Origin of the sequence: Acinetobacter sp. AOR01_HL (assembly GCF_027855455.1) — a bacterium.
GTDB classification, from domain to species: Bacteria; Pseudomonadota; Gammaproteobacteria; order Pseudomonadales; family Moraxellaceae; genus Acinetobacter; species Acinetobacter baumannii.
This window is the reverse complement of the sequence record NZ_JAKTIM010000038.1, coordinates 133,351-153,240: the sequence shown is the minus strand read 5'-3', so window position 1 is coordinate 153,240 and position 19,890 is coordinate 133,351. Positions and strand designations below refer to the sequence as shown.

Annotated in this window: 17 protein-coding genes; 6 read left to right on the top strand and 11 right to left on the bottom strand. The window is 40.0% G+C overall.

The window, feature by feature from the left end; all coding sequences use genetic code 11:
- Window positions 1–145 precede the first annotated feature (145 nt).
- Window positions 146–1,063, top strand: coding sequence for a DMT family transporter (locus MKL62_RS11755; RefSeq protein WP_001023744.1), 918 nt, complete (start codon window positions 146–148; stop codon window positions 1,061–1,063).
- A 32-nt stretch (window positions 1,064–1,095) separates the two neighbouring features.
- Here the strand turns inward: MKL62_RS11755 and MKL62_RS11750 are convergent, their stop codons facing one another.
- The 4 genes from MKL62_RS11750 to MKL62_RS11730 all read right to left on the bottom strand — a co-directional run bounded on the left by MKL62_RS11750 (window position 1,096) and on the right by MKL62_RS11730 (window position 5,537).
- Window positions 1,096–2,100: a homoserine dehydrogenase gene (locus MKL62_RS11750; RefSeq protein WP_005128709.1), complete on the bottom strand. Its 1,005-nt coding sequence runs from the start codon at window positions 2,098–2,100 to the stop codon at window positions 1,096–1,098.
- Between the two features lie 109 nt (window positions 2,101–2,209).
- Window positions 2,210–3,001, bottom strand: a complete 792-nt coding sequence (locus tag MKL62_RS11745; protein WP_005128710.1) for a sulfite exporter TauE/SafE family protein — start codon at window positions 2,999–3,001, stop codon at window positions 2,210–2,212.
- A gap of 175 nt (window positions 3,002–3,176) precedes the next feature.
- Window positions 3,177–4,832 (bottom strand): bifunctional protein tyrosine phosphatase family protein/NAD(P)/FAD-dependent oxidoreductase, encoded by a 1,656-nt coding sequence (locus MKL62_RS11740; protein ID WP_005128711.1) that lies wholly within the window; start codon window positions 4,830–4,832, stop codon window positions 3,177–3,179.
- Window positions 4,833–4,841: 9 nt separating this feature from the next.
- Window positions 4,842–5,537, bottom strand: coding sequence for an MBL fold metallo-hydrolase (locus tag MKL62_RS11730; protein WP_005128712.1), 696 nt, complete (start codon window positions 5,535–5,537; stop codon window positions 4,842–4,844).
- Between the two features lie 191 nt (window positions 5,538–5,728).
- Here MKL62_RS11730 and MKL62_RS11725 point away from each other — a divergent pair, with 191 nt between their 5' ends.
- Both MKL62_RS11725 and MKL62_RS11720 read left to right on the top strand, forming a co-directional pair.
- Window positions 5,729–7,000: a sigma-54 interaction domain-containing protein gene (locus MKL62_RS11725; protein ID WP_005128713.1), complete on the top strand. Its 1,272-nt coding sequence runs from the start codon at window positions 5,729–5,731 to the stop codon at window positions 6,998–7,000.
- Between the two features lie 69 nt (window positions 7,001–7,069).
- Window positions 7,070–7,981, top strand: coding sequence for a bestrophin family protein (locus MKL62_RS11720; RefSeq protein WP_000637002.1), 912 nt, complete (start codon window positions 7,070–7,072; stop codon window positions 7,979–7,981).
- A gap of 48 nt (window positions 7,982–8,029) precedes the next feature.
- Here the strand turns inward: MKL62_RS11720 and MKL62_RS11715 are convergent, their stop codons facing one another.
- From MKL62_RS11715 to MKL62_RS11690, 6 genes are read right to left on the bottom strand one after another with little or no spacing between them, the layout of a single operon-like run.
- Entirely contained in the window at window positions 8,030–9,088 is a 1,059-nt protein-coding gene (locus tag MKL62_RS11715; RefSeq protein ID WP_005128715.1) for a 2,3-butanediol dehydrogenase, read from the bottom strand.
- Window positions 9,089–9,117: 29 nt separating this feature from the next.
- Complete coding sequence (locus MKL62_RS11710; RefSeq protein WP_000238433.1) at window positions 9,118–9,903, bottom strand: acetoin reductase; 786 nt, start codon at window positions 9,901–9,903, stop codon at window positions 9,118–9,120.
- 26 nt (window positions 9,904–9,929) lie between these two features.
- Window positions 9,930–11,333 carry a dihydrolipoyl dehydrogenase gene (lpdA, locus tag MKL62_RS11705; RefSeq protein WP_005128716.1) on the bottom strand — a complete coding sequence of 468 codons (1,404 nt, stop codon included), beginning with the start codon at window positions 11,331–11,333 and terminating at the stop codon, window positions 9,930–9,932.
- A gap of 10 nt (window positions 11,334–11,343) precedes the next feature.
- Complete coding sequence (locus MKL62_RS11700; protein ID WP_005128717.1) at window positions 11,344–12,870, bottom strand: dihydrolipoamide acetyltransferase family protein; 1,527 nt, start codon at window positions 12,868–12,870, stop codon at window positions 11,344–11,346.
- Between the two features lies 1 nt (window position 12,871).
- Window positions 12,872–13,891: an alpha-ketoacid dehydrogenase subunit beta gene (locus MKL62_RS11695; RefSeq protein ID WP_005128719.1), complete on the bottom strand. Its 1,020-nt coding sequence runs from the start codon at window positions 13,889–13,891 to the stop codon at window positions 12,872–12,874.
- 13 nt (window positions 13,892–13,904) lie between these two features.
- Window positions 13,905–14,867, bottom strand: a complete 963-nt coding sequence (locus tag MKL62_RS11690; RefSeq protein WP_001177517.1) for a thiamine pyrophosphate-dependent dehydrogenase E1 component subunit alpha — start codon at window positions 14,865–14,867, stop codon at window positions 13,905–13,907.
- A 364-nt stretch (window positions 14,868–15,231) separates the two neighbouring features.
- On the opposite strand from MKL62_RS11690, the gene lipA reads away from it, so the two are divergent.
- Both lipA and MKL62_RS11680 read left to right on the top strand, forming a co-directional pair.
- The gene (gene lipA, locus MKL62_RS11685) at window positions 15,232–16,218 is read left to right on the top strand and encodes a lipoyl synthase (RefSeq protein ID WP_005128721.1); all 987 of its coding nucleotides are present in this window, start codon (window positions 15,232–15,234) and stop codon (window positions 16,216–16,218) included.
- Between the two features lie 157 nt (window positions 16,219–16,375).
- Window positions 16,376–17,515 carry a helix-turn-helix domain-containing protein gene (locus MKL62_RS11680; RefSeq protein WP_005128722.1) on the top strand — a complete coding sequence of 380 codons (1,140 nt, stop codon included), beginning with the start codon at window positions 16,376–16,378 and terminating at the stop codon, window positions 17,513–17,515.
- Between the two features lie 46 nt (window positions 17,516–17,561).
- Here the strand turns inward: MKL62_RS11680 and MKL62_RS11675 are convergent, their stop codons facing one another.
- Window positions 17,562–18,314, bottom strand: a complete 753-nt coding sequence (locus MKL62_RS11675; protein ID WP_000126114.1) for an iron-containing redox enzyme family protein — start codon at window positions 18,312–18,314, stop codon at window positions 17,562–17,564.
- A gap of 320 nt (window positions 18,315–18,634) precedes the next feature.
- Between MKL62_RS11675 and MKL62_RS11670 the strand changes: the two genes are divergently transcribed.
- On the top strand, window positions 18,635–19,864 hold the full coding sequence (locus MKL62_RS11670; protein WP_000775755.1) for a GGDEF domain-containing protein: 1,230 nt from the start codon (window positions 18,635–18,637) through the stop codon (window positions 19,862–19,864).
- The last annotated feature ends 26 nt before the right edge of the window (window positions 19,865–19,890 follow it).

Here is a 19,890-nt window from a genome sequence, read left to right as displayed (position 1 = left end):
TTGAGCTTAAGTTAACCATATTCAGCAAAATTCAGCTAGTTTAGATCTATAAAAAACGCAAGATCTTGCATGTACAACACAAGAATATATACGTGAAAAATGAAGCATTCCTAGATACTTAAGCTTGGTAATCGAGGATGAAGTTATGAATATTTTACTCTATGTTGCGGTGGTGTTGATTTGGGGAACAACATGGATTGGAATTGCCGTTCAAAGCCATTATGCAACACCCGTTGTCGCAATTTTATGGCGTTTTGCTATTTCAGCCTTATTACTTTGGGTTGTTTTACTATTTTCAGGAAAATTACAGCGAATTGCTTTAAAAGATCACTTGTTCTGTATGCTGCAAGGACTTTGTGTTTTTGGCCTAAACTTTATTTGTTTTTATACTGCGGTTAAATATGTAAATAGCGGTTTAGAGTCTGTCATTTTTTCGATGGCGGTTTTCTTTAATGCCATTAATGCGCTTATCTTTTTTAAGCAGAAACCTTCCCCAAACTTTGCACCAGCTGCACTTTTGGGCCTAAGTGGTATTGTTTTACTGTTTTGGCATGACCTGATTAATAGTCAGTTTAATGCGCAGCTATTAATGGGTATTGGGCTATGTGCAATAGGCACTTACGGTTTTTCGTTAGGGAACATGATTAGTGTTAGACACCAAAAACGTGGTCTAAATATCTTTTCAACAAACTGTTATGCAATGACTTATGGCGCATTGGTGATGTTAATTCTGGCTTTATTTACAGGACAAGATTTAATGCCGCCGATGAATTTCCCATTTTTAAGCTCGGTACTATACTTGGCTGTATTTGGTACGGTTATTGGGTTTTCAGCTTATTTTTCTCTGGTCGGACGAATTGGTGCAGCCAAAGCAGCCTATAGCACGTTGCTCTTTCCTTTAGTTGCTTTAACAGTTTCTACTTTCTTTGAAGGATATGAGTGGACTTTAAATGCTGTATTTGGAATTTTACTCATCTTACTTGGTAACTACTTAATGTTTAGTAAGTTTGAAATTGGAAAGAAGTTATTTAGCAGTCAAAAAAATTGTGAGAAGCAGGCATAAAAGCCTGCTTTTTTTATAAATCATAATTAATTTTAGCAGCCAGTTTTTAGCATCAACTCAAAATCTTTTAAAGCCGCGGCTGCTGTGGCTAATGGCGCAGATGCCCCTCCACTGACAACAAATTCCCCCATTTCTTGCGTTAACACCCGAATACATTTATTAGAACCTTGCAGATGAGCAAACGGATGATTTGCTGGGACTAACCTTAATTCAACACCTGTTTGAATTTGCTGATTCTTAATATGAATAAAACCAACCAGACGAGGAATTACATTTTCTTTTTTCCAACCACGAATATGTTCAGCCGTAACGTGACTAATTCCTTGTCTTGGAATATCTTGAATTTTTACATCAGCCCCCAAAACAGTATTGGCTAGTATCGTAATTTTGGCAGCAGTATCCCATCCATCTACATCGAAAGAGCTGTCAGGTTCTGCAAACCCTTTTGTTTGAGCTTTTTCAAGAGATTCTGCAAATGCGCATTCGTGTTGCAACATATCATTCAAAATAAAATTCGTGGTTCCGGTAAAGACACCTTCTATTTCTAAAATTTGGCAGCCAGCTAAGTTATATTCAAACAAATCAACCGTCGGTAAAGCTGCAGCAGTGGCACCGCTAAAAAATAGTTTTTTATTGTGCTGATGTGCCAAGTTAATTAGTTTTTTACCTTCTACGACTAAAGCACCTTTAGATACCGCAATCGCATTCATGTTATTTGTTAAAGCATAATTTAAATAAAATAGGCCTTTTCCACCTGTCACATAGTCACTTGGTCCAGTCTCAATAATGACATCTGCTTGAACCTTTTCTAAAAACTTTTGCTCTGTTAGGCCTGCTTGATATTGTGTTTTATCTAGCCACTTTGAAGCTTGTAAACCATCTTGGTTAATTAAACCTGATGATGAGTTGCAGACACCCACTAAACGGGCATCAATTTGATATTTTTGTTTATAGTATGTCGATCGATTTAAAAGAAGCTCTGCAATTTGTTGCCCAATCCGTCCAAAACCACAAATTGCTACATTAATTCGCTTCATTTCACTTTCTCAAAAATTTAAATGGTTTAAATCAATTTTCCAAAGATAATTTTAATATCTCATCTTGGAAAAATTGCTATTTATAGAGAAGGTTAAAATACTATATCGCTCAGATATTTGTTAGATTAACAATCTTAATAACCATATAAATTGCGACAGCAAAAACCATTAAAGCAAAGACCTTTTGTACAATTGCAGACGGAATAAACCGAATAGCTCGGCGTCCTAATAACATACCGAATGCACATGCGAGTGCAAACGCACTAGTAATGGCGACTGGATAGTGAAAGCCCTCTGCAATATGCATCACAATACTCATGCCACTAATCAGGAAAATAATCATAAGTGAGGTTGCAACAATGCTATGCATATCCAAATTTGTGACTTTTCTAAGCGCGGGTACAATTACAAAGCCGCCACCCACCCCGAGCATCCCAGTTAAAAGCCCAGCAATAATCCCGATGCTCGCAAGCACACCACCAGTTTTAAAATTCCAGATAAAGCGTCCCGTACTTGGGTTGACCTGACACGGCGGGTTATGAAAATCCGAAATTCGGTTACTAATAAGTCGATAACCCACTGTAAACATGACCAAGCTAAATATTAACATGAGCCAAATAGGTGAAATCGTGTTAGCTATTAAAATGCCGATATGTGCCATAGGAGTACCAATTAAGGCAATCCAAATCGCAGCACGATAACGAACAATCTTTTTAAATAAGCCTTCAATGGTTCCTATGAGAGTAGATAGCGCAACCGCCAACAACCCAATCGGCGCAGCTTGCGCCACGCTCCAGCCTTGACTGGTCATAAGCGCGGGTACAGCAAGAATGCCACCACCCGCACCGGTAAGACCAAGTAAAAAGCCAATCACAATGCCTTCAACGACAGGTAATAACATATTAAAAGCCTAAAATTGCATATACATCGTTTGCAGTAGACTGCTGGTTAATGAGTGAGTTGATCTCGTCTTCTTGCGAAGCTTTAACCGCTTCTCAGGGCAAAGCGTTGCTTTGTTTATCCTCTTCCACTCGAACATAGTTCTCGTCTTGCGCTCGTACAAAGCATTGCTTTGTTTATCCTCGCTCAGGTTTGACCATCCACTCACGGCCTTTAAGCATGCCTTGCCAATAAATCGGCGGTAAAATCTGCTCTTTAAGCAGCCAAGCCAAACGAGAAGGTTTTTGCCCATCAATCACCCATTTTGGAAAACTTGGAAGTAATTTGCCGCCGTAGCCAAACTCAGCCAGAACGATTTTTCCACGCTCTACTGTGAGTGGACATGAGCCATAGCCGTTGTACTCGCAGAAGTTTTGCTCACCTTTGAGCTGGGCTATAACATTAACCGCAACGATCGGAGCTTGTGCCCGTGCCGCAGCAGCAGTTTTGGCATTAGGTGCATTCATCACATCGCCTAAAGCAAAAATATTGGCATGTTGTGTGTGTTGTAAGGTTTGAGGATTAACACTCACCCAGCCTGCTTCATCAGTAAGAGAACTTGCACGAATAAAGTCGGGCGCTTGTTGTGGTGGAACAACATGCAACATATCGAAGTCTGTTTCGACCAATGCTGCATTTTCATCATTCACCACTTTGAACCATACTTTCTTTGCAGGCCCGTCTACTTTGACAAGTTGATGGTTAAAATGAAGTTCTGAACCATATTTTTCGACATATTGCATTAGTGCAGGTACATATTCCTTCACACCAAATAAAACACCGCCGGTGTTATAAAAATGGATAGATATATTTTTGAGTTTGCCTTGCTTTAACCAGTAGTCCGCTGAAAGGTACATTGCTTTTTGAGGAGCACCGGCACATTTAATCGGCATAGGTGGCTGGGTAAAGATTGCCTTTCCACCGTTTAGCTGTTGCACCAGTTCCCATGTATACGGCGCTAAATCATAACGATAGTTAGACGTCACCCCATTTTTACCTAAGGTTTCAACTAAGCCTTCAATGCCATGCCAATTGAGTTTTAAACCAGGACAGACGACTAAGGCTTTATATTGAATGGGTTGGCATCCTTCCAAAATAACTTGATTATGCTCAGGATCGAATCCAGCAACTGCTGCTTTCATCCATTTCATTTTTGAAGGAATCACACTTGCCATTGAACGTGCGGTTACTTGAGGTTTAAAAATACCGCCACCAACCATGGTCCAGCCCGGTTGATAATAATGTGTATCTGCGGGATCAATAATGACAATATCTAAATGAGGTTCACGACATAAAAGACTCGACGCTACAGAAATTCCTGCTGCCCCAGCGCCAACAATCACAACGCTATAACAAGGAATTGTGACTGGTTCATGATCACGTTTTAAAATACGTGGCACCAAGCCTTTTAAGTTAAACCCAAGCTTATTACCCGACTCAACTAACAGTGCTGCATCTGATGGAGCAACTTCAGCCAAAGCCCACAAACTGATTGCACGCATACCAGAGCGACAATATGCTAAAACGGGCTTCTGAGCATTCTGATAAAGCTGCTTAAACTCGGTAACTTGTTGATCGGTAATTTTACCACTAATAACAGGCTGATAGATTACGTTTAGGCCATGTCGCTGAGCTGCTTCTTCAATTTCAATCACGTTAGGTTGATCTGTACCTTCTCCATCTGGACGATTACATATCAGAGTTTTTATTCCTTGGTCTGCAATTTTCGCAATATCGTCGGCAGTAATCTGGCCAGCAACATAAAAATCTTGATTAACTCGTTTAAGTTCCATATTGCCACCTTATAATTGTGAAATTGAGCCGCAAGCCTGATTGGCAGGTAGCGCTTTATCGATCTGTTTTGGGTATGGAAGATTTAAATTATTCATTAATTTAATAAAATCTTCACGCGAGCGATTTTGACCTAGACGTGAATTATTTAAGCGTTCATAACCGATCGTTGAAGACAAACGACCTTTATAATCGTGTCCCGGATATACAATAGTGTTGTCAGGTAAGCTGAAAAGTTGTTTATGAATACTGTCATAAAGTGTGCCTGCATTACCTTGCTGGAAGTCAGTTCGACCGCAGCCGTCAATTAATAATGCATCACCAGTGAAAATCATGTTTCCAACTAGGTAACTCGTACAAGCATTGGTATGGCCTGGTGTATAGCGTGCTTCAATACTGAGATTGCCGACTTTAAGCATGCAACCATCTGTAATTAAAATATCTCCACAATTTACATCTGAGTTTCGATGTAAAACTGATTTGCAATGAAACCGTTCACGAAGTAAATCTGCAGCGGTAATATGGTCTGCATGAACATGAGTATCTAAGGTATAGATAAGCGTAAATTGATGCTGCTCTAATTCTTTTGCATAAATCTCTATATCTGATGCAACTGGGTCAATTAAAACAGCCTCTCGTGTTTCTTCACACCCAAGCATATATGTATAAGTCGAACTTTCTTTTTCAAAAAACTGCTTAAAGAACATGATTTATATCCTAATAGTTTATTTCTTTCCTATATTTTGCAAATAAGATGCCAATTATTTAAAATTAAATAATAAATATAAAAATCAAATATTTAAAACAACAAGTAAAATTAAAGTTAGAAAACAAACGCAGCTTGATGTTCCTATGAAACTCAAGTATGTTTCAATGAAACGATTGTGAAACATATGAAATGGCAAAGTTAAATTTTGAGTCAGAACAAGATTTTTTTATTTTATTTGAGCAATTAAAAGCTTTATTCCCAAATGCGAGTCTGTTTTTAGCAGACACAACGACTCAAGCAATTCACTATAAATTTAATACAGACGATATTTCTGTAGAGAACATAGCAGCGCTTACTCAAGACCATCACAATCAATATCTTGAGATCAATACTCCTAAAATGAGAAAGCGATTTATCTATCAAGAACATGATATTTACATCGCAGAGCATCGCATTATCGGGAAATTGCATATTCTACAGCCCGTTAGCATAGAGAATGATATTGCTGATCAAGTAGAGCTAACAGAACAATTGCAAGACTTGGCTAAAGTTTTCAATAGTTGTTCACCAGAAATGACTCGTATGTTTTCAATTATTCAAAGAGTGGCAATTACTGAGTTTCCAGTGCTCGTACGCGGTGAATCTGGTAGCGGTAAAGAACTTGTGGCAAAAGCAATTCATGATTATAGCCAGCGTAAAAATAAGATCTTTGTTGCCATTAACTGTGCAGCTTTAAATTCTAATATTTTAGAAAGTGAACTCTTTGGGCATGTGAAAGGTGCTTTTACAGGAGCAATTCGTGACCATAAAGGTGTGTTTGAACGTGCCGCTGGTGGAACGCTGTTTCTGGATGAAATTGCCGAGATTCCTTTAGAGCTTCAAGCTAAATTATTACGGGTGTTAGAAACAGGTGAATTTACTCCTGTAGGTGGTGAAAAACCAATTCAGGCTAATGTCCGCATTATTACAGCAACACATAAAGCTTTACGCGAAGAGGCTAAGGCTGGGCGTTTCCGTCATGATCTACTCTACCGTCTACGCGTAATTCCAATTTTCATACCACCACTCAGAGAGAGAAAAGTCGATATTCCTCTTATTGTCGATCAGATTTTAAAAGAGAGCTCAACCCAACTCGATACAATGCCTCGCCATGTTAATCAAAAAGCCATGCAAGTTTTATTGAATTATGACTGGCCGGGAAATGTTCGTGAGCTTAAAAACACCCTTCTTTATGCTTTAACCATGGCAAATGGTAAGGATGAAATTGAAGTCGAAGACTTACCAAATGAACTCTTAAATGCAGATGATTACGTTAAATTACCCGAGACAAATGCAGAGCTTAGTCCAGAAAATGTGCAAGCAGCTTTAGAAAAATATAACCATAACCTGAATATGGTAGCGAATATTTTTGGAATTAGCCGCACTACTCTTTGGCGATACAGACAAAAGCATAAGCTTTAGCTAGGTATTTAGCTCATCTAAGGCGTATCATATTGCACTTGGTTAGGTTCGTTAGTTCAAAGGCTTTATATGATTGTTCGTGATAAAAGCAATGTATTTAAACTCTTATTTGCTTGGAAAGGAACAATTTTGCCGAAGGTTTTGCCTGCACTGAGTTTTGTTGTACTTATTTCAGCCTGTGTGGTCTGGCTCTCTTATTATCATTGGATTCAAATTCCTACCGTACCCGCGATCGGATTTACCATCTTTGGCGTGATTCTTTCGATTTGTACAGGCTTTAGAAATAACGCATGTTATGACCGTTGGTGGGAAGGCCGCAAGCTCTGGGGTGCTTTAATTGCCAATGCCAGACATATTGTTAGAGATAGCCATGTTTTATCTAATGAACAACGTGAACATTTAATTCATCAGGTCTTAATTTTTAGTAATTTATTGCGTGATCGTTTACGTCAACAAACAGTCGAACCCACAAAATTTCTTGAGCATGCCTATTTAAATAATTCTTCACTTAATTATTTAAATGAGCATATTAATGCACCTCAATTTGTACTCGAAAATATTCAAAAAGATTTAGTCAAAGCTCTAAAAGACGGCGAAATTAGTGACATTATCTATGGCACTCTGACACGCCATATTGTTGAGCTAGGTAATATTCAAGCGGGTTGTGACCGTATTGCTGGGACACCTTTACCCTACTCATATTCAGTACTTTTGCACCGCGCCGTTTACTGTTTCTGTTTCATTCTACCATTTAGCCTTGAAGCAGCTTTAGGTATTTGGACACCGCTTATTGTCGGCTTAATCGCTTATATGTTTTTAGGACTAGATGCATTAAGCGCTCAAATTGAAGAACCTTTCGGTTTGCAAGAAAATGATTTACCGCTCGACTCTATTGTGCGTTTGATTGAACGTGAGTCTCTAAGTTCTTTAGGACAGCCATTACCCCCTATTATTGAAGCCCAAGACAACAATTTACTTTAATAAAAAAGAGCGAATCATCGCTCTTTTTTTATAGGCTTAAGTGTCTATTTATGGATGTACGATAATCTTAACGGCTGATTCATTGTTATGAATTAAGGTTTCAAAACCTTGTGAAATCAAATCATCAAGTTGAATGCGCTGCGTAATAAAAGGTTCCAGATTTATTTTACCTTCTTCAACCAGTTTAATAGTCTCCTGATGGTCATTTACATAGGCAATTGTGCCTCGTACATCAAGCTCTTTCATTACTACACTATGCACATTAATTGATGCTGGATGGCTCCAAATCGAAACAATAACTATAACGCCTGTTGGTTTCACTGCCGCAACCAAAGTATCTAATACCTTGTTAACGCTACTACATTCAAACGCGACATCGACACCATTACCATTGGTAATTTTCATAACCTCAGAAACAACGTCAACTTCAGACGGGTCTAAAATATAATCTGCAACACCCGACTCTTTGGCTTTTTCTTTACGTTTGGCACTTAGTTCGGTAATGATGACCTTAAGCCCTTTCGCTTTTAAAATTGCCGAAAGCAATAAACCAATTGGGCCCGCACCACCAACCAGAGCAATATCTCCAGCCTTTGCACCACTGCGCACATAGGCATGATGACCAACCGATAAAGGTTCAATTAAGGCTGCCTGATCTAGCGGAATTTTATTGGAAATTGGATGCACCCAACGGCGTTTAACCGCAATTTTTTCCGATAAACCACCACCATGACCACCTAAACCAATAAAGTTCATATTTTTGGAAAGATGATAATTATCGCCCGGTCCAGTCGGTACATCATCCGCCACAATATAAGGCTCTACGACGACATGCTGGCCAATTTCAATATCATCAACACCTTCACCAACGGCATAAACCACACCTGAAAATTCATGTCCCATGGTAATCGGTGCAGATTCACCTGAAATAGGATGCGGATGTCCACACGGTGGAATAAAAATTGGCCCTTCCATAAATTCGTGCAAATCTGTACCACAGATTCCACACCAAGCTACCTTAATGCCTACAGTGCCGGGAGTGACTTCTGGTTCAGGAATATCTTCAATACGAATATCACCTCTGTCATAAAAACGCGCTGCTTTCATTATTATCTCCCTCAAATCAGGATGTTGTTTTAGCGATAGACAATTCCGCCGTCCGTTAAAATGGATTGACCCGTAATATAGTCTGAATCTTCACTTGCCAGAAAAGCAACTAATGCGGCTACATCGTCTGGTGTTTGGGCCCTACCTAAAGCAATGCCTTCCACATACTTTTTATAAGTTTCACCAATTGCAGCACCGGTAATTTCAGCAAAACGTTTATCGATTTCAACCCACATGTCCGTTCCGACAATTCCGGGGCAATATCCATTTACCGTAATACCGTGACTGGCATATTCTTTTGCCGCAGCTTGGGTAAGTGCTCGTACCGCAAATTTGGTTGCCGAGTAAATACCGAGTAAAGCAAACCCATCGTGGCCTGCAATTGAGCAAGCATTAATGATTTTACCTTTATGTTCGCGTTGTTTAAATTTTGCAGCAGCAGCCTGTATTCCCCACAGTACTCCACCAATATTAATATCAACAATTTTTTGAAATTCATCAGGTGTGATATCCGCAATCGCTTGAACTTGTGCAATTCCAGCGTTATTAATCATGACATCAAACCCACCAAGGGCTTGCTCAGCATGATTTATAGCAGCATACACCTGCTCGCGGTCACTTACATCAGCAATAAAAGTGCTCGCATTTACACCTAAAGCCTGAATTTCCTGCTGCACATCGTTGAGTCGATCTTGTTTCATATCAACTAATGCAATATGTGCCCCTTCTTGCGCCAAGCGCAGGGCAATCCCACGGCCAATGCCTTGGGCTGCCCCAGTCACTAAAGCAACTTTATTTTTTAATCCCTTAACCATGTTCAACTCCTGTAAATGTAGAATTTCTACATATGAATCGCTCGTTGCATTGAAGCCAAAATAGATTCATGCATGGCTTCTGATAATGTTGGATGCGGGAAAATCACTTGAGCTAAACTTTCATCAGTTGCTTCTAGATATTTCGCAATGGCAAATCCTTGGATATGTTCGGTCACTTCATGGCCGACCATATGTGCACCAAGCAGCTCGCCCGTTTCTGCATGTACCACCGTTTTAACGAAACCTGACGCATCTCCAATTGCCAAAGCTTTACCATTTGCAGTTAAAGAAAACTTACCAATACGTATAGGTAGATTCTTAGCTTTTGCTGCATTTTCCGTTAAACCAATACTTGCCACTTGTGGATGTGTAAAAATACAACCGGGTATCTGGCTACGGTCGAGTGAATGGACGTTTGCCACACCAGCGATTTTCTCGACACATATCATGGCTTCATGGCTTGCTTTATGAGCGAGACAAGGCGCTCCAGCAACATCACCAATGGCATAAAGCCCTGCTACGTTGGTTTTACAATAGTCATCAATTGCCACAAAACCTTGTGGATTGAGTTCTACACCTAAACGTTCTAGTCCTAGCCCTGTGGTATTCGGCTGTACACCAATTGCCGAGAGCACGCGGTCAAAAACAAGCGTTTGAACATCATTTGCCGTTTCAACCACACAGTGGACTTGCTCATTTTCAATCTGAATACTTTGAACGACAGCATCGGTTAAGACTTTCATACCTTTTTGTTCAAATTGTTTTCTAACAAATTGAGCAACTTCTGCATCTTCGGTCGGTAAAATTTGTTTAGCCAAATCAATAAGGGTCACCTGACATCCCAAATCTTGATAAAGGCTAGCAAACTCACTACCAATTGCACCTGAACCTACAACCAGTAAACTTTTCGGTAACTGCTCTGGAACAAGCGCTTCTTTATAGCTCCAGACATATATTCCATCGACAGGAAGTTGAGGAACATGTCGAGCTTTAGCTCCAGTTGCCAAAATGATATGTGGTGCACTCAAATCCTGACTATTACCTTGAGCATCTGTCACTTCAAGTTTTTCTTTTGCCGTAAGCTGAGCACGACCATTAAAAACCGTCACCTGATTCTTTTTCAGTAAGTAATCGATGCCTTGTACTAATTGAGCTGACACTTGTCGGCTATGTTGCACAAGCTTTTGAATATCAAAATCGAGTTGGGATACCTGAAAACCAAACTGTCCGGCATGTTTAAACTGGGTTGCGAGCTCTGCCCCTGCAAGCAAAGCTTTGGTTGGAATACAGCCCCAATTTAGACAAATTCCGCCTAAATGTCGCTCTTCTACAATTGCGGTTTTTAACCCGAGCTGGGCTGCACGAATTGCAGCCACATACCCACCCGGTCCCGCGCCAATCACAATTAAATCAAATTGAGCTTCTGACATGCGGGTTCTCCTACACCAAAATTAAAGCAGGGTTTTCAACAAACTGCTTAAAGCTGGCCAAGAATTTCGCCCCAACTGCGCCATCAATAACTCGGTGATCGCATGACAACGTCGCTGTGACAATCTCACGAACCACTACATTGCCATTTTCGACAACAGCGCGAGATTCCGAAGCACCTAATGCCATAATTGCACCTTGCGGTGGGTTAATAATGGCATCGAACTGTTTAATGCCTAACATTCCTAAATTTGAAATGCTAAAGCTACCACCCTGAAACTCGTCAGGTTGTAACTTGCCAGTCTTAGCACGAGTTGCCAAATCACGCATGTCATCGGAAATTTGTGCCAACGATTTTTGATTTGCAGCTTTCACAATGGGTGTAATTAAACCGTTTGGAATCGCTACGGCCACGGAAATATCCGCTTGAGAGAACTGTAAAATTGATTGAGTCGCCTCATCAAATTGAACATTCACCTCTGGTACTTTAATCAGCGCGGCGGCAGCTGCCTTAATTAGCATGTCATTAATAGAAAGTTTGACTTGTGGAACAGTCTCATTAATCTGCTTACGTAGTTTTTGCAAAGCTTCTACGTTGAGATCGACCACTAAACGGAAATGCGGTGCGTTACGTTTTGCAGCCTGTAACCGTGAAGCAATCGCTTTACGCATCCCATTCATCGCCACCGTCGTAACGGTTGATTGTGGTTGGGCTGCACATTGCACAGGTTGTTCATTTACCGATGTTGGGTTATTACGATAGTAAACTGCCTCAACATCTTCTTTACAGACACGGCCACGAGTACCTGAAACACGGCAATCATTTAGGTTAATGCCCCACTGCTTTGCTAAACGACGTGCTACAGGCGTTGCTAAAACTTGGCTATCATCGGCCGTAGATTTAACCACTTTAGCTTGAGTTTGCTGCTTAACATCAGGCCATTGACCACCAGCCGCTTGTACAGCTTTCTGGATGTCTTGAACACTAATGCGGCCTTCACGACCAGAACCTGTGACTTTCGCTAAGTTCACATTGTGCTTTTCTGCAAGCTTTAACGAATGTGGCGTTGCAAACAACTCATCAGATGTTTGATAGCCTTGTAATGACTCTGGTACAGCGTAGTCATCTTTCGCTACCTTTGCAGGAGCTGAAGCACTAGCTGCTACAGTCTGTGGTTGTTCTGCTTTTTCAGCAACAGGTGCAGATGTTTCCGCTTTACTTTGCTCCGAAGGTGCTTGAGCTGCTGAACCACCTAGTGATGCGATAAACTTTTCAATTTCTGCATCAGAAACTTCACTATCAGCACATACGGCAATAAGACCACCAACAGGTAAAGTATCACCATCTTTCGCTAAAATTTTACGGAGCGTTCCAGCAAAAGGCGCTTCTAACACATTGACGATTTTTGTGGTTTCAATTTCACAAATTTCATCGCCTTTATTAAAGCTATCACCCTCTTTAATCAACCATTGGGCGATCGTGCCTTCTTCCATGGATAATCCCCATTTCGGGATCTCCAGCGTTTTAATTTCGCTCATCCTAAGCCTCCAATGTTTTTCGCACAGCTTGCTCAATACGCTCTACACTTGGAATCCATTCTTTTTCTAAAACTGGAGAGAATGGAACAGGCGTATGTGGTGGCGTTACGAGTTCAACAGGTGCTTTCAAATAGTGGAAACCTTTTTGCGCGATCAGGGCGGCAACATCATGACCAAAGCCACAGCGTGCCGCTGATTCATCCACAATAACCACACGCCCAGTCGATGCAACAGATTCTAAAATTCCTTCTTCATCCAGAGGTGAAATTGTGCGAGGGTCGACCACTTCAACCGAAATGCCATCTTTTGCTAGTTTATCTGCTACTTCATTAGCGCGATGTACCATCAAACCTAAAGCAATAATGGTCACGTCTGTTCCTTCACGGGTGTAATTTGCTACACCAAAAGGAATGGTATATGCATCATCTGGAACTTCGCCTTTAATGTCATAAAGCATTTTATGTTCACAGAACACTACAGGGTCATCATCACGAATAGCCTGAATTAATAGCCCTTTCACATCATATGGGCTAGATGGAACCACAACTTTTAAGCCCGGAACCGCAGCAAATACGTTATACGGTGACTGAGAATGCTGAGCTGCCGCAGAGAAACCTGCGCCAATCATGCCACGTACAACCATTGGCGCTTTTGCTTTTCCACCAAACATATAACGGAATTTAGCGGCTTGGTTATAGAGCATGTCATGACACACGCCGTAGAAATCCATAAACATTAAATCGGCAACAGGACGTAAACCTGTTGCAGCAGCACCAGCAGCCATACCGATAATTGCAGACTCGGTAATTGGTGTATCAATCACACGATCCGAACCAAACTCTGTCCATAAACCTTTGGTTACGCCCAATACACCACCAAAACCTTCTAATTGGTTTTCTTCAGTGTTTTTACCGCCGTGCCCACCGCGGACATCTTCACCAACAACAAATACGGTTGGATCACGGCGCATTTCTGATTCAATGGCTTCTTTAATTGCATTACGAAAACTTTTATTTGGCATCTTTACTATTCCTTTAGTAAGAGACATAGACGTCAGTAAGGAGTTGTTCTGGTTTCGGATATGCCGCAGCACGGGCTTTAGCAACGGCATCATCAACATTTGCCTTTGAAGCTGCATCAATCTCGTCTAGTTTGGCTTCATCAATTTTGCCTTTGACTTTTTCTCGGAAAATTTTCAAAGGATCTTTATTTTCTTTGATGAACTCGACTTCTTCTTTAGAACGAATCAAGCCAGGATCACCTTCGAAGTGGCCATAAAAACGGTTTGTGATGGTTTCAATCACGCTTGGACCTTCACCACGGCGCGCGCGTTCAATGGCAGTTTGAGCGGCTTCATAGACGGCAAAGAAGTCTGTACCATCAACTTTAACTGCCGGTAAACCAAAGCCTGCTGCACGACCAGCAATGTCTTTGCTTCCTACAGCGTAATCATGACCAGTCCCCTCACCAAAACCGTTATTTTCAAAAACGAAAATCACGGGAAGTTTAAGAACAACAGCCATGTTCATCGCTTCAAAAGTAAGGCCTTGGTTTGAACCACCATCACCTGTAAAAGACAGTCCGACGCCACCAGTCTTTAAAGTTTTCGCTGTCAACGCTGCACCAATTGCTAAAGGAGGCCCACCACCCACAATCCCGTTGGCACCGAGCATACCTTTATCTAAATCGGCAATATGCATAGAACCGCCTTTTCCACGGCATAGTCCGTCATCTTTACCGAAAATTTCCAGCATCATGGCGTGAATGTCACAGCCTTTTGCAATACAGTGTCCATGTCCACGGTGTGTTGAAGTGATATAGTCTTTGTCGGTTAAGTTTTCGCAAATCCCGACTGCTACAGCTTCTTCTCCGCTATATAAGTGAATAAAGCCTGGAATATCACCATTGGTATTTTCTTCATGAAGTCGATCTTCAAATTCACGAATATCACGCATGCGTTTATATGCTGCGAGTAATTGCTCTTCCGTTAATTGCATATCCTTTTCCTTTATTATCTTGATTATTAAAAATCAACCAAGTTTCAGCGAGTGTTATATATTTCGCTATAAATAATAAAACTCAATTTAATTTAATATGCTATTAGACTAAAAAGTTTTAAATAAGTTTTTTAGCTATTAATTTTTATTTATCACAAACTTACACCACAAAAATAAAATTAAAAAATTTTAATTCATTTCATGCACTTGTGAAACAAACCTTTAACCAACCTTTATTAATTTATAATATTTGCTGTGCACTATACGCATTAATAAATTCTTTATTTCTTATTTATAGAAATAAGGTTTTTTATTATAACCAGTCTAGTTGCAAATTAATTTAATATAAAATGGAATTTTATATATGGACTTAAAAAAGCAAATAGAAACAGGTATTAAGTTAAGAGGAATAGATAAAGTTTCTCGTATTCCCATTAAAATTTTACCTACCGAAGAATTACCTAAAAAGCCTGAATGGATTCGAGCAAAAATAACTGATTTCGAAGAAATTCAACGTATCAAAAATTTATTACGCCAACAAAAGCTACATAGTGTTTGCGAAGAGGCCGCATGTCCAAATCTACCTGAATGTTTTGGTGGTGGTACGGCAACATTTATGATTATGGGAGATATTTGTACAAGACGTTGCCCTTTCTGCGATGTAGCACATGGTCGTCCAATGCCTTTAGATGAAAATGAACCTATACATCTAGCTGAGACGGTCGCTAACCTAAACTTAAAATATGTAGTCATTACCTCTGTAGACCGTGATGATCTACATGATGGGGGCGCAGCACATTTTGTGAAGTGTATTGAAGAAATCAGAAACCGTTGTCCAGATACGCTAATTGAAATTTTAGTTCCGGACTTTCGTGGCCGTTTAGAAACAGCACTCTCTACATTAAGCTTATCACCACCCGATGTATTTAATCATAATATTGAGACAGTACCGCGTTTATATAAAGCAATGCGTCCCGGTTCTGACTATCAGCATTCATTAAATTTATTAAAACGTTTTAAAAAATACTGTCCTGATATCAAAACTAAATGCGGTCTAATGGTAGGGCTAGGAGAAATTGAAGCTGAGGTTATTGCTCTACTCAACGATTTAAAAGATCATGATGTAGATTTAGTGACTATTGGACAATATTTACAGCCCTCTAAATCACATGCCCCTATTCACCGGTTTGTGAATTTACAAGAATTTGAAAGATACACTCAGCATGGTCAGCGTTTAGGCTTTAAAAATATCTGGAGTGCGCCGATGGTCCGTTCTAGCTATTTTGCCGATCGGCAATATTTCGGAGAACCTGCCCCAAAGCCATTTTCAAGAGAGGATGTTTTGTCATAGGGCGAGGCGAAATAACAAAACTTACCCAATAGGATAATAGTCAAACCGTTTAAAATTATTTAAGGTAAATGAAATAACGAGGAAATAGTCACAATAAGAAAGCTAAACCTGTTGAGCGGCCACGGATACGCCATTTCAACGATAAAGGAACTTCGATATGGATATGTCAAAACAATTATTATTGCCTTCTACAGACAACCTTCCGTCTTTCTTTAGACCGGAAACAATCTCTGAAACCCCTTGTTTAGGAAAAAAGCCGTCACTCGATCTAGATGCAGCTCCTATATTTGATCTAGATCAGGAATGGCAACATTCCTTATTTGGTCGTTCAATCCAAGAGTGCCATAGAAATTTGATGCATATTGCTGAAGATGCAGATATGGCAATTGGGGTGACTGACCCTCACGGTACTTTACTCTGGACATGGAGTAGTACACCTATGCGTTCATCTGCCGAACAAGTCCATTTTGTTGAAGGTGGACAATGGTCAACCCAAGCAGTTGGTCAAAATGCAATTGGTCTTGCCCTAAATACACATTCTGCAAGCTGTGTTTATTCACATGAAAACCAGATGAACAGCGTTAGAGACTGGGTATGTTATGCAGCGCCTATCACCGATGCAAACACAGGCCAGTTTTACGGCATTATGAACTTATCAACTAAATATCAAAAGCATAACTCACTTGGAATTTTAGCTGTTGAACGCTGTGCCGATATTATAAAACAAGCCATTCAACTTCATCAAAAGAACATTTTATATATTAAGGCGCTAGGCACGCCTAAGGTTCAATACAATCAACATGGCTTGACACTCACGCAGCGCCAAATCGAAATTTTATGTATTCTTGCTTTATGTCCGGAAGGCATAAACTTAGAAGAGCTTCACTATGCCTTATATGGCGATCGACCAGTGAGTACCACTACACTAAAAGCTGAGCTCTCACAGCTTCGAAACCTGATTCCCGATGTGATCGAGTCACGACCATATAGACTTAACTGTGAAATTCAATGTGACTTTCTCATGGCTGAGCAAGCACTAAACTTAGGTTTTACTGCAACCACTTTAACACTGTATAGAGGTAGTTTTTTAGCCAAGTCAGAAAGTCCGTTTTTGTGTGCTTGGAGAGATTGCTTTGACGCCCGCTTGAGTCATGTGATTTATCAAATTGATGATGTAGACCAACTATTACGTGTGGTTAGCCGTGTTCCCGACCGTGTTGATGCCGTTGAACGCTTACTTGAACTTCTGCCCGAAGAAACACCGTATCGGGCAAAGCTCTTAAAATTGCTTGAATAAAATAAAAGGGAGAATATGTAGAATATTCTCCCTTTTTAAGATGAGATCAAGCAGAGGCTTGAAGCTGTACTCTATAGCAATCGTCTAAAGCTAATTCATAATACCGCAGCCCTTCTTCTGCCGCATGAAATGCTTTTTGCTGCCAATCAGGACGTTCATTGCACAAACGTTTAATCAGCTCCATGGCTTCATAAGGATGTAAATCATCATAATGAGCATGTGCACGTAACCAAGCTAAAGAACGCTTATCAATGGTAACTTCCGGATGATCCGTATAAGCGTGTATGCCTTTATAGACTTGAATAGACCAGTCACCTGTCGCCCATTCAATTGCTAAATTGGTCGCTGCCAGACATTCAGCCAAGTTGCCACGATGACTCATATTCCAAAGAAAATGATTCACCGCATTCATCGAAGCTGGCGGACGAACACTATCGAGTTGTTCTACCGTTAATCCAAAACCTCTAGCCCAATCCCGATACCACTGTAAATGGCGCTCTTCGACCTTAATATTTTGAATTAACCAATCTCTTGTTTCAGTAACGCCAGGTTCTGCAAAAGCAGTTGCTTTAGCTAACGCACCAGCCATATATGACGGGAAATGCGCTACCAATGGATAGAAGTTAAGTAAAGCATAACGGAAACTTTCTAGGCTCAATCCCCCATTGGCCATTTCAGTAAAAAACGGATGTTTACTCACCCGCTCCTTCACTGGTAAAAGATCCTCCCAAAACCGCTGAGACCATCCATTATGCGGCGTAATTTCTAAACTCATTCCATATTGATTTAGAGCAGTCATTGCTAATTTTCCTATTTATATGACAGCAATCATCTGTACTTCACGGCTATAAGTCTATCCGAAAATGATAAAGATACAATCTTTAATCGACCATTTGTAATTTTTTCTCAAAGGTTTCGAATCTTTAGATAATTGTGACGCTAATCATTGAAATGTCGTGATTTTTATCACAATTAGGGGGCGTAAAAATCATTACTTTTTTAAAAAATCTGTATTATTATTTTAAATAAACCACACATTATATAACCAATACTTTTAGATGGAACTTTAATAAAACAAGTCTCATTTTATGCCAACTTCCAATATAGAGAGCATTAATTATGAAGTTGCAAGGTTCCAATATATTGGGACAGGAACAAATAGATTTATTAACCACACGCGGATTAAATTTCGTATGGTTTCCAAAGCAACTTGAAACGATATATCGTTTTCAATATCAAAATGGTGCAGCCTATGAGTTTCGCTATAGAGCACCTATTATTTTAATATTATATTTATTTTTAAGCTTTGGTATATACCAAGTTTTACCAACCGAACAAGTTTTATCCTGGTTAAGCTATTATTCTTGGGTAGGCATAATTGTTTTAATCGCCTGGATTTTATCATTTATTAAAAAATTAAATCAGTGGTTTGATTATTATGTCGGAATTGGTTCTTCCGCTGCCGTCGCCATAACATTTATCTTAATTAACGTTTTAGAAAATGGCCAAGATAATGTACTTTTTCATGCAGCAATGATGTATGCCATTGTAATTATCTATGGTGCGGTAGGCATGCGTTTTTATACTGCCATTATTGCAGGATGGGTCGGCGGTCTTATTGGTATTTTGGTAAGTACCTATTTGAACGGAGACATAGACTGGACCTTCCTGAACCGTACATATACGTTTAGTAGTTTCTTAGGCATGACCCTTGCCTATGCTACGGATCGTCAGCACCGTGAAAACTATTTACAAAACTGTATGATTGAGCTCAACCGTATTGAACTCATGCAACAAGCTCAACAACTGTCACTGCTTTCTCAACAAGATGCTTTAACCGGGCTTGCTAACCGACGTTATCTTGATGAAACACTTGATAATGAATGGCGACGCGCATTACGCCATGAGACTCCTCTTACTATTATGATGGTTGATATCGACTTCTTTAAACCATATAACGATAGCTTAGGCCATCTCAAGGGTGATCAGTGTTTAAAAGATATTGCGACTGCAATTTCCTCAATCGCTGCTCGTAGTGGCGATTTGGTTGCCCGTTATGGCGGTGAAGAATTCTTACTTTTGTTCCCGATGACAAATGCACAACAAGCCAAAATTCAGGCCGAAAGATTAATGAATGCAATTAAGAAAATTGCTATTGTTCATCCATGTAGTAGTGTTTCACCATACGTAACTATTAGTGTTGGCGTGGCGACCACAATTCCACGTTTAAATGATTCAATTTCTGCTTTTGTTAGTCGTGCTGATCATGCGCTCTATCAGGCAAAAACAAATGGCCGCAATCAATATCAAATTGCTTTGAATGAAGAACAAATTGTAGATCTAACTTAAATTTATTTTTAAGGTAATCATGTGAT

Coding starts and splice junctions, on each gene's coding strand:
- MKL62_RS11710 (WP_000238433.1), bottom strand. CDS start 9,903: ATGGTTAAGGGATTAAAAAATAAAGTTGCTTTAGTGACTGGGGCAGCC.
- MKL62_RS11670 (WP_000775755.1), top strand. CDS start 18,635: ATGAAGTTGCAAGGTTCCAATATATTGGGACAGGAACAAATAGATTTA.
- MKL62_RS11675 (WP_000126114.1), bottom strand. CDS start 18,314: ATGACTGCTCTAAATCAATATGGAATGAGTTTAGAAATTACGCCGCAT.
- MKL62_RS11750 (WP_005128709.1), bottom strand. CDS start 2,100: ATGAAGCGAATTAATGTAGCAATTTGTGGTTTTGGACGGATTGGGCAA.
- MKL62_RS11725 (WP_005128713.1), top strand. CDS start 5,729: ATGGCAAAGTTAAATTTTGAGTCAGAACAAGATTTTTTTATTTTATTT.
- lpdA (WP_005128716.1), bottom strand. CDS start 11,333: ATGTCAGAAGCTCAATTTGATTTAATTGTGATTGGCGCGGGACCGGGT.
- MKL62_RS11680 (WP_005128722.1), top strand. CDS start 16,376: ATGGATATGTCAAAACAATTATTATTGCCTTCTACAGACAACCTTCCG.
- lipA (WP_005128721.1), top strand. CDS start 15,232: ATGGACTTAAAAAAGCAAATAGAAACAGGTATTAAGTTAAGAGGAATA.
- MKL62_RS11695 (WP_005128719.1), bottom strand. CDS start 13,891: ATGCCAAATAAAAGTTTTCGTAATGCAATTAAAGAAGCCATTGAATCA.
- MKL62_RS11720 (WP_000637002.1), top strand. CDS start 7,070: ATGATTGTTCGTGATAAAAGCAATGTATTTAAACTCTTATTTGCTTGG.
- MKL62_RS11690 (WP_001177517.1), bottom strand. CDS start 14,867: ATGCAATTAACGGAAGAGCAATTACTCGCAGCATATAAACGCATGCGT.
- MKL62_RS11715 (WP_005128715.1), bottom strand. CDS start 9,088: ATGAAAGCAGCGCGTTTTTATGACAGAGGTGATATTCGTATTGAAGAT.
- MKL62_RS11700 (WP_005128717.1), bottom strand. CDS start 12,870: ATGAGCGAAATTAAAACGCTGGAGATCCCGAAATGGGGATTATCCATG.
- MKL62_RS11740 (WP_005128711.1), bottom strand. CDS start 4,832: ATGGAACTTAAACGAGTTAATCAAGATTTTTATGTTGCTGGCCAGATT.
- MKL62_RS11730 (WP_005128712.1), bottom strand. CDS start 5,537: ATGTTCTTTAAGCAGTTTTTTGAAAAAGAAAGTTCGACTTATACATAT.
- MKL62_RS11745 (WP_005128710.1), bottom strand. CDS start 3,001: ATGTTATTACCTGTCGTTGAAGGCATTGTGATTGGCTTTTTACTTGGT.
- MKL62_RS11755 (WP_001023744.1), top strand. CDS start 146: ATGAATATTTTACTCTATGTTGCGGTGGTGTTGATTTGGGGAACAACA.